Here is a 10605-nt window from a genome sequence, read left to right as displayed (position 1 = left end):
CTCCGTTTCTGAAAATTTTGACTATATCACATATACAGGACTTCCTCATGGAAGTGGAATCGAAATTTTTAAAGCTGCATCTCTTTTAAAAGCCCGGGCACTTACAAATCTTGATTACGATCATGAACATGTAGGACCGGCACTCTATAATCATCCGGAGAATTTCCGTTCACTTTTTGTTCCTGCCCCAGAACAGTGGAATTATCCTAAACTGCGTACTACAATCGATACAGTTTCAGATTTTAAAAAGGCAGAATCAATCGTAAAAATTGTTTCCGGTGAAAGATTCACTGAAAACAAGCCGGTAAAAGAACCTTACACAACTGAACAGATTTTACAGGCTCTCGATAATCCGGAAGTTTACAAACCCGTTTTGTGTGTTCCATGTGTTAAAAAAGGAAAGGGAACAGGTCATTTACGACGCTGCCTTCAGATAGCAGTTGAAACTGGAGCAAATGTTTATATTCCTGAAGATGCCGGACTTGATGAGCGTGAGGAACTTTTTGAAGAGGCAAAAAATAACGGACTTAAAGATGAGCAGATTGTAAACCGTCTGCCGGAAAAAAATGAATATGATTTAATCGTTACTGATGCCTTTACACTTGACAGGGAACTCGCTTTAACTCTTTCAAAAGCAGCTCCTGTACTTGCAATAGATGAAGGATCTTTAAATGCAGATCTTTGCGACTGTTTGCTGGACATAATTCCTTCTTATGGTCTTGCAAGACCAAATAATATTTCTGATCCTTCATTTGTTTCGCTTCCAAAAAACAGGCGGACAGCAAAGAAGCCGTCAAATATTGATGAAATTAAATCTATTTTGATTACAGTCGGCGGTGAAGATCCAAGTGATCTGGTTGTACCTTCATCAATTGCATTTGCTTCTGTACTTAACGGCAAAAAAATTACATCAATAGTTCAGAATCCTGAAGAATCTGAGCTTCGCCTTGATGACGATTTGCGAAAAAAAGTTAAATTTATACGTCCAGTTCATAATCTTAAAGAACAGCTTTTTGAATATGATGTTGTTGTAACACATTATGGTTTTACAGCTTTTGAAGCTCTTGCTGCAGGCTGCGGCGTAATTTTACTTGGTACCACTCCGCTTCATGTTAATCTTGCCCAGAAATATGGATTTGCCTGTCTTCCGATTGCTCAGATTACAGGAGATAATGCTGTTTCAACATTAAAAAATACAGCTTCTTTGTATCCGTCATCACCTTTTACAAAAGAAGGTGAGCAGAAATCACTCGGTTCTTTCGTAAAATCTCTTGCTTCAGGAAAAAGGCTTGCATGTCCTGTCTGCCGTGATGAAGATTCCTCAATTGAAAATCCGATAATTTCCCGCACGACTTTACATACTTTCAGAAGATGCAAAAACTGCGGAATGCTTTATATGTCATGGACGCATGCTGACAATAAAAATTATAATTCATCTTACTTTTTTGAAGATTATAAAAAACAGTACGGAAAAACTTACATAGATGATTTTTCTTCAATCAAAAAACAATGTGTCAGACGCACAAGCGTTGTAGATATGCTTTACCGGGGAAGTCATAAAGCTGTAACTCCTGCTGTTTTGGACATAGGATGTGCATTCGGTCCTTATCTTGATGCTGCAAATGATGCCGGCTGGCAGGTTTTTGGTACTGATATTTCTAAAGAAGCTGTTGATTATGTACAGAATACTCTTCACTATCCAGCAACAACTGCTAAATTTCCTGATTTTGACCCGATTGAAGAATTCGGTGTAAAAAATTTTGATGCCGTTACAATGTGGTATGTAATTGAACATTTTCAGGATCTGGATTCTGTATTGCACGGTGTTTCAAAAATCTTAAAAAACGGCGGTATCTTTGCCTTTTCAACACCTTCCGCATCGGGCGTTTCAGGCCGGTTTAACACACAGAATTTTTTTCAGTCTTCACCAAGTGATCATTACACACTCTGGGAACCGGGCAGAGCAGCTTCAATTTTAAAAAAATACGGCTTCAAAGTATGCAAAGTAGTTTCTACCGGTCATCACCCCGAACGTTTTCCAAACCTTCGAGGTCAGAAATCAACAAGCCTGAAGTTCGCACTTTATTCTGCTGCAAGTCATTTTTTTGGACTTGGAGATACTTTCGAAGTTTACTGTAAAAAAGAAAAGGATATTTGATAATGAATAAAATCTTGATTTTAGGTGCCGGGCTCATGCAAAAACCCGCCATTTTAGCAGCTAAACATCTCGGTTACAAAGCAATTGTTGTGGATGCAAATAAAAATGCCGTTGCTGTACCTTTAGCCGATGAGTTTTATCCGGTTGACCTTAAAGACCGCGTATCTTTATTGGAACTTGCACAAAAATTAAACGAAAATGATGAGCTTAAAGGCGTTTTTACAGCCGGAACGGATTTTTCCGCCAGTGTTTCTTATGTTGCAGAAAAATTGGGATTTTCTGCGCACAGTTTTGAATCTGCTTTGAATGCAAGTGATAAAGTACGAATGCGTGCCTGTTTTGAAAAAGCCGGTGTTCCTTCTCCAAAATTTCAGGAACTTGATGAGTCTTTCTTAAAACAAACTTCATCATATTTTTCAGAAATTAATTTTCCTAAAGTAGTAAAACCCTGTGACAATATGGGCGGTCGCGGCTGTCGTTTAATCAGAAATGAATCCGAACTTTCTGCTTCTGTAAAACATGCAATTGAAAATTCCCGTACGCATCGTGCAATTTTTGAAGATTATATGGAAGGTGCGGAATTTTCCATTGATTCAGTTGTTTATAACGGCACTCTTACAATTACAGGATTCGCTGACCGTCATATTTATTATCCGCCTTATTTTATTGAGATGGGGCATACCCTGCCTTCAAAAGTTGACAATAAAATCAAAAACGAACTTATCGCGACATTTGCTTTAGGAATTAAATCTCTCGGTTTAACCTGTGGAGTGGCAAAAGCTGACATAAAATATACAAAAAACGGACCTATGATTGGTGAAATTGCAGCCCGTCTTTCCGGCGGTTATATGTCAGGCTGGACTTTTCCATATGCAAGCGGTATGAACCTTACTGAAGAAGCAATGAAAATTGCACTGGGACTTGAGCCTGATTACCTTCTTTCAAACAGAGTTTCACTTCCGTGGCAGCCGCATGAGAGTGTAAAAGGAAAAGCTCAGCCTTTTGATTTATACGAAATTTCAAATACACTTGTAAGCGCTGAACGGGCCTGGCTTTCAATTCCCGGTAAAGTTAAAAACATTTATGGCCTTGATGAAGTTAAGCAGATTTACGGAGTGCGTGATGTGCTTCCTCGTGTAAAAGAAGGGGATGAGGTTGACTTTCCGCGCAATAATGTCGAAAAATGCGGCAATATTATTGCAGTTGGTATCAATCATGAACAGGCTTATAAGAGTGCAGAAGAAGCTGTTTCTTCAATTACACTAAGGCTTGAAACTCATAATTCAAAAACAGAAAAATTTCTTTCAGGTTCATCTGAAAGTGATGAAGAAGGATTTCCTGTCTCAGCATTCACATTTGCTCCAAAAAAGCCGGTTTCGTCATTGGATATTGAGACAATCGCAGCCGGAAAAGGTACAAAAATTCCAGAAAATACTCCGGTAATTAACTGCCTTCCTGAAACTTTGATTCCACTTGCTGATTCATTAAAGGACTGGAATCACCGTACTTTGCGAAAAACTCTTGAACAGTTCGATTGTATTTGTCCGAATCATGCAGAAATCGACGGTAATAAATTCTGGCAGGCAGTCCTTCGTGGCGGCATTCAGGGTGCGTTGTATGTTGCCGATACAGCAGGTAATTCATGAAAAAAAAATTATTATTTCTGACATTTTTATTTTCTCTCTTTTCTCTTTATTCACAGTCAGCAAATCTGAACCTTATCACAGAATCAGAAAAACTTGGTGTTTCTGTATATTGGGATTCGTTAAGCGGTTCAGGACTTCTGGAAAAAAACGGACATCAGCTTTCATTTCGTGCAGGGGACGGTTTTGTTCTGCAGGATTACAAAAAACTTGTATTGACTGATGCACCGGCTGTAAAAGATGGTGTTTTGTATGTTACAAAATCTTTCCTTGACAGTGCAGATAAATTATTTAAAACCGAAACGAATGAAAATAACGGATATAAAATTGGTGCAATTCTGATTGATCCGGGGCACGGTGGTAAAGATCCTGGTGCAATGATGACTCACAAAGTAAAAAGTAAAACTTTTACAGTCAAAGAAAAAGATGTCAATCTTTCAGTTGGAAAAATGCTATATTCCAGACTTAAATCAGCTTATCCGGATAAAAAAATTCTTATGACTCGTGATACTGATAAATTTCTTTCACTTGCAGAACGTACGGAAATAGCAAATGGTGTCAAACTTGGTGAAAAAGAAGCGATTCTGTATGTTTCGATTCATGTTAATTCTTCTCTTGATAAAAAAGCCAGCGGTTATGAAGTATGGTATCTTTCTCCAGGATACAGACGGACTGTTCTTGAAAAAACAGGTGATGTAGACAAAAATTTATTCAATGTAATGAATTCTATGATGGAAGAAGAATATACAACTGAAAGCATACTTATAGCAAAATTTGTCATGGATGGAATTGCAGCCCAGGTTGGCAATCTTTCTTCACCGCGCGGAATCAAGGCAGAAGAATGGTTTGTAGTTAAAAATTCAAATATGCCGGCAGTTCTTGTAGAAGTCGGTTTTCTTTCAAACGAAAAAGAAGCTGCTTTGCTTGCGGATAATTCTTACTTGCAGAAAATGTCACTGGGAATATATAATGGTTTATCTGCTTTTGTAACACATTTTGAACGTTCAAGAGGATTTACAGGTGCAAAATAAATTAAAAGTAAATATCGAACTTTATTTAATTTTCTTAAAAAAGAATAAATTAATTGTTTCTGCTGTTACTGCAGGATTTATCACTTTACTTATTCTGATTCATGTAATTTCACATCATGGAACAGACAGACGGGTCTTTTACTTCCCTGTTTCCGGTTCTGCTAAAACTCAAAAAGAAATACGTTACTTAAAATCAAATCCGGTGCAGGGGGAAATTCAGTATTACATTGATGAACTTGTACTTGGTCCGTCAGTTTACCGCAGTCGTCCCTTATTTTCATCAGGAACAAAGGTTAACTATTGTTTTTTAAGAAATAAAATTCTTTATATTGAGCTTTCAAAAGAAGCTGTTTTACAGGAAGATGAGTCTGTTAATATTCAGAAAGCTGTCTCGCTTTTGAAAAAAAATATAAAAAAGAATTTCGGTGGAATTAAAAATATCGAAATTTTTATCGATGGAAATTTTATTAATGACTGAAAATTATTATAAATTTTCGTTGACAAAAGCGGTCAGATATAAGATACTGTAAATTATACAAGGCTACATCAATTGAGTTAAAAGGAGCTTCAAAAATGAAGAAAACTTTGATTTTATCAGCAGCAGCATTGATGCTTGTCGGTGCAAGTGCATTTGCAAAAGAATCAACACTCATCGATTTCTCGCTGTTGGACACGGACATCTCTATTAAAGCACAGGATAGTGATGTTGAAATTCCTCAGAACAAGCGTACAATTATGGATTACGGTGTTGCTGCAGGCGCATCTTTCTCACAGGATCAGAAAAGTCTCATGAAGAGTTCTCTCTATCTTGGTGAATGGGAAGTTGTTCTTAACAGTTCTGCCCGCACAGTAAGCAGCTTGGCACAGTCACAGGTTGTTCCAGCACCTGTAAAAGACAGTGCAAAAGTTCCATTCGCTGGTCAGAAGGTTATGGGTGTACGAGTTTTGTTCCCAACTGGTGCATATAATGCAAATGCAAAAATCGTTCCACCATTCTCAATTCCGGCTTATGAACCACTTTCAACTGCAGATGATAATGGCGACCGTCAGGAACCTACAGATGAAGAAAAGGCTTCAGGACGCACATTGTTTGAAGCTGATAGCGAAGATACCCCAGCTTACGGCCTTGTAAAAAATGTTGGTACTCTCAAGTCTATCGCTGTTACAACAATGGGTATGAATTTCCCACACGGACTTTATGTTCTTCTTACAGATAACGACAATATCACACGCCGCTATTTCATGGGATATCTCGGCTTTGACGGCTGGAAAACTCTTATCTGGAACAACCCTGAATATATTTCAGAAGTTCGTACACGTGAAATCCGCGTTTACCCAATCTATCCACGTGGTTTGCCATTCGTAAAATTCGAAGGCTTCCAGATTACTCGTGATGCAGCTCACATTGGTGATGACTTCATCGGATACTTCAAAGATGTTAAAATCATTTACGATAAAGCTGAACTCACTTCAGAACGTGATATCGCAGATGAAGATCTTTGGGGAATCGTAACTCGTAAAGAAAAGGCTCGTCAGACTCTTGAAATGTCTCGCTTCGGTAACAAACAGGTTAACCGCTACATTGAAAAGTCTAAGATGGCTACAGAAGAATCATTCTCTTCTTCACTCGATGCTAACAGCGATTCAAACGCTCAGCAGAACGGTGGTCAGGCAGCTAACTAATTAAGTTGCTCTGAACTTAAAAACCGCCCGCATTTATAGCAGGCGGTTTTTTTTATTTTAAATAAATATTATTGCTTTAACTTAATTTTGTGTTAATATAACTGTATGGAAAATTTCGTAAATTCATTGCCAAGTAAAAATAATATTAAAGCGACTTATGAGTCTTATAAACCTGTTTTTTCAGAAATTGTAACAAATGTAGAAAATAAACTTAGAAAAACGCTTAAACTCTCTTCAAATCCAACATATAAATCTCGTGTTAAATCTTTCAACAGTTATTACCGTAAGGTTCTGCGTTTAAAAAGTGAAGAGGCAGAAAAAAATAATTTTGTTGAGCTTACAGACATGATGGGAATCCGTGTAATCTGTGCTTTTCTTGAAGATTTGAGTGAAGTTGAGCAGCAGATAAAAGACAATTTTATTGTTAAGGAAGTAGAATACAAAGGTGCTCAGCAGAGTTTTCGTGAATTCGGCTATGAATCGGTTCATGTGCTTGTTTCAATTCCAAATGACTGTATGCCAAAAGAGTGCGGGCTGCCTCTTCCTGAAAGTTTGGTGTGTGAAATACAAATACGCACAATCCTTCAGGATGCATGGGCTGAAGTAGAACATGAATTAATCTATAAATCCGAATTTACTCCTTTCGACATGCCTTTACGAAGAAAACTAGCTTCAATGAATGCAAGTCTTACTCTGGCTGATATAATATTTCAGGAAATCCGCGATTATCAGAAAAAACTTCAGGGTGAAGTAGAAGCCCGTCGTGCTTCCTTCTACGAAAAGGCAGATGAGCTTACACTTTCTTCAAACGGTAAGAAAATTGAAAATCTTGAACCAAAGAGCATAAACCGTGTTTCTCCGTATGTTCATGGTACAATTGATGATATGATTCTTGAAGCAATTCAGGCTCACAACCATGGAGATTTGGAAAAGGCTGTAGAAATCTATTCAATTATAATCAATTCAGAACCGACTCCACCGGCTCCTGTTCTTGCAGTTATTCATAAACACCGGGGAATGGCGTATTTTTCACAGAATAATTATACCGCCTCTCTCGAAGATTTTCAGAAAAGCGTAATTTATGATTCAAATGCATTCCGTTCTTATTACTACATTGGAATAGTCTTAAGTATTATGAACAAACATACCGAAGCAATTGATGCTTACAGTGAGTCAATCCGCATTAACGAATACCAGTCTCATGCTCATTTCAGGCGTGCTGTTTCGTATTATAAGCTTGGTGATTTTGATAATGCACTCAAAGATTTGACAAATGCTCAAAGTCTTGGTTTAAATGATTCAGAAACCGAGAGCCTTCACGCAAAACTTATGGAAAAATTCGGCATGAATATGTAAGGAAGCGAAAATCCTTCCTTGGATTTTCGCTTCCAACGAGAATTTTCTTGCAAGCAGAGCATGCAGTAGAAAATTCTCTCTTTGCTTTTCCCCCACATCCATGTGGTGGAGTTAAGCGCGCAAGGAACTGAAAATTTCTCTTCTGAATTTGCGACAATAACTTAAATTTGCTAAACTGTCTTCATGGAAATTAACAGAAGATTTTCTTCTGCGGTACGTGATGAAATGCGGCGGCAGATAGAAAATGCGGGCGGAAATGAAGTTTTTTTTGCAGGAATTATTAATGAAGAAGGTGTTGTTGTTTCCGTAAAAACTGGTGCCCGTGGAACTTCTGATACAGTTCCAGTAAATCTATCTTTTGCACGTGAATCATCTGTTTTAATACATAATCATCCGTCTGGTGTTCTGCATCCTTCTGGAGCCGATTTAATGGTAGCACAGCAGGCTTCTGAGAGGGCACAGGGATTTTACATCATAAATAATTCTGTTTCTGACGTTTATGTTGTAATGGAACCAATAAAACCAACCGTTATAAAAAAACTTGATACGGAAGAAACTGCTAACTTTCTTTCTTCCGGCGGCTCACTTGCAAAAATATCTGACAATTTCGAAGAACGTCCGAGTCAGATTGAACTTGTAAAAGAAATTTCAAAAACCTTTAACGAAGAATCTGTTGGTGTGTTTGAAGCGGGCACTGGGGTTGGAAAATCATTTGCATATCTTGTACCTTCAATGCTCTGGGCATTAAACAATAAGGAAAGAGTTGTAATTTCCACGGGAACTATTAATCTCCAGCAGCAGCTTTCAGAAAAAGACATCCCTCTGGCTGAAAAAATTATTGGGAAAAAAGTAAAGTCAATTTTAGTCAAAGGCAGGCAGAATTATGTATGTCTCCGTCGTCTTTCTGAAGTTGGAAATGAACGTGATCTTTTCAGTGAAGAAACTGAAATCTTTGACAAAATTGCCGCCTGGTCAAAAGAAAGTGCGAACGGCAGCAAAAGTGATTTAAGTTTTATGCCGCCTGAAAATCTCTGGCAGCGTGTAAATTCAGAAGCAGATGCCTGTATGGGAATGAGATGCCGTTTCCGCGAAAAATGCTTTGTCATGAAAGTCCGTAAAGAAGCCAGTGATGCCAACATTCTTATTGTAAATCACCATATGCTGTTTGCTGACATCGAAAGCCGTATGAATGGAGCCGGTTACGACGATACGGCAGTCCTTCCGCCTTACAAACGCATTATTTTTGATGAAGCACACGGAATTGAAGATGCTGCAACAAGTTTTTTTTCAAATTCGCTTAACCGCTTCCGGATTTTAAAGCAGCTTAATTTAATTTACCGGCAGAGAAAATCAAGTTCTACCGGATATGTTTTTACATTAAGTGCACTTTCAAAAATTGAAGATAAATCTGATCTTGTGAAAAATGAAATAGAGCGTACCAAAGAATCGCTTTCTAAACTTGAAGAAGAAGCTGCCTTTGTACTCGGAAAGGAATTTAATACCCGGCTTTTTGAAGGAAGTGCCCCACGTTTTACTTCCCTTATTCAGAAAATTGTCGCATTACAGAAAAATCTTGCCACTGTTACAGGCATTATGCGGGAGATAATCGAAGGAATAGATGAAGATAATCTTGATGAATCAGTAATTTATGAATCCAAAGCAGTTTTACGTCGTCTTGATACAATGGTTGAAACTGCACAGAATTTTGTTTCATGGGAAGAACACTCTGAAAGTGTTTTCTGGATGGCCGCAAAAAAGCTTCCACCTTCAATTGCAAAAAACTTTGATAGTCCTTTTTATTATGAATTTAATGAAACTCCGCTTGATATTGCTCCACTTATGAATAAGGGTGTTTTTGAACCGATGAAAACGATTGTGTGCACTTCTGCAACAATTTCAATCAATAAAACTTTTGATTTCTGGAAAAAGAGGGTAGGAATCAATTTTGTTGAAAAGGAGCGCGTTAAGCAGGGCGAATTTATTTCTCCGTTTCCTTATGAAAAAAATATGTTTTTTGCTGTTCCTAGTGATGCACCTTTCCCTGACAGCGAAAATTTTCAAGACTATATCGAAGATTCAATTGTAAGTATGATTTTAGCTGCAGGAGGAAAAACTCTGGTGCTGTTTACTTCTTACGATTCTCTTCGTCATGCATGTGATACAGCCAGAACTCGTCTTCGTTCTTCTGGAATTACTGTCTTAAAGCAGGGGGATGATGACCGTTTCCGTCTTTTGTCACAGTTTAAGGATGATGTATCCAGCTGTCTTTTTGCAACTGATTCTTTCTGGGAAGGAGTTGATGTTCCTGGAAATTCTCTTTCTCTTGTAATTATCGTAAAAATGCCTTTTGGTGTGCCTTCTGATCCTGTATTTGCAGCACGAAGTGAACAGATTTCAAAAAAAGGCGGCTTTCCGTTTATGGAATTAAGTGTTCCTCAGGCAGTAATAAAGTTTCGTCAGGGATTCGGGCGCCTTATCCGTCGTGGAGATGATACAGGTGCTGTTGTTGCGCTGGACAGACGTATTATCGAAAAATCTTACGGAAAAGTGTTTACGCAGAGTGTTCCAAAATGTGAGATAGTCTATAAACCTTTGATAGAAATTTTGAATAAAATAAAAAATAATTAAAAAAAACAAAATATCGGTATTATTTCTATTGCATAATTTTTTACAATTTGATATATTATTTGAGCGTTGAGTAACGCAGTAGGGCAGTTAGCTCAGTTGGTAGAGC

At 37.8% G+C, this 10605-nt stretch carries 7 protein-coding genes; all 7 read left to right on the top strand.

Annotation, left to right across the window (positions count from 1 at the left end; all coding sequences use genetic code 11):
• On the top strand, positions 1 to 2158 hold a 2158-nt coding region (locus tag ACKI5B_RS01895), incomplete at its 5' end, for a methyltransferase domain-containing protein (RefSeq protein WP_407425273.1).
• Between the two features lie 2 nt (positions 2159 to 2160).
• Positions 2161 to 3804: an ATP-grasp domain-containing protein gene (locus ACKI5B_RS01890; protein ID WP_407425271.1), complete on the top strand. Its 1644-nt coding sequence runs from the start codon at positions 2161 to 2163 to the stop codon at positions 3802 to 3804.
• Positions 3801 to 4832: an N-acetylmuramoyl-L-alanine amidase gene (locus ACKI5B_RS01885; protein ID WP_407425269.1), complete on the top strand. Its 1032-nt coding sequence runs from the start codon at positions 3801 to 3803 to the stop codon at positions 4830 to 4832. The genes ACKI5B_RS01890 and ACKI5B_RS01885 overlap by 4 nt, the downstream gene beginning before the upstream one ends.
• Complete coding sequence (locus ACKI5B_RS01880; protein ID WP_407425267.1) at positions 4822 to 5310, top strand: GerMN domain-containing protein; 489 nt, start codon at positions 4822 to 4824, stop codon at positions 5308 to 5310. Before ACKI5B_RS01885 ends, ACKI5B_RS01880 begins: the two co-directional genes overlap by 11 nt.
• Before the next feature lie 95 nt (positions 5311 to 5405).
• Entirely contained in the window at positions 5406 to 6515 is a 1110-nt protein-coding gene (locus ACKI5B_RS01875; RefSeq protein WP_407425265.1) for a flagellar filament outer layer protein FlaA, read from the top strand.
• 105 nt (positions 6516 to 6620) lie between these two features.
• Positions 6621 to 7871 carry a tetratricopeptide repeat protein gene (locus tag ACKI5B_RS01870; RefSeq protein ID WP_407425263.1) on the top strand — a complete coding sequence of 417 codons (1251 nt, stop codon included), beginning with the start codon at positions 6621 to 6623 and terminating at the stop codon, positions 7869 to 7871.
• 183 nt (positions 7872 to 8054) lie between these two features.
• The gene (locus ACKI5B_RS01865; protein ID WP_407425261.1) at positions 8055 to 10499 is read left to right on the top strand and encodes a helicase C-terminal domain-containing protein; all 2445 of its coding nucleotides are present in this window, start codon (positions 8055 to 8057) and stop codon (positions 10497 to 10499) included.
• The last annotated feature ends 106 nt before the right edge of the window (positions 10500 to 10605 follow it).

It is taken from the genome of Treponema sp., from assembly GCF_045657965.1.
GTDB lineage: Bacteria > Spirochaetota > Spirochaetia > Treponematales > Treponemataceae > Treponema_D.
The sequence above is the reverse complement of the archived record's forward strand: the minus strand, read 5'-3'. Positions and strand labels throughout refer to the sequence as shown.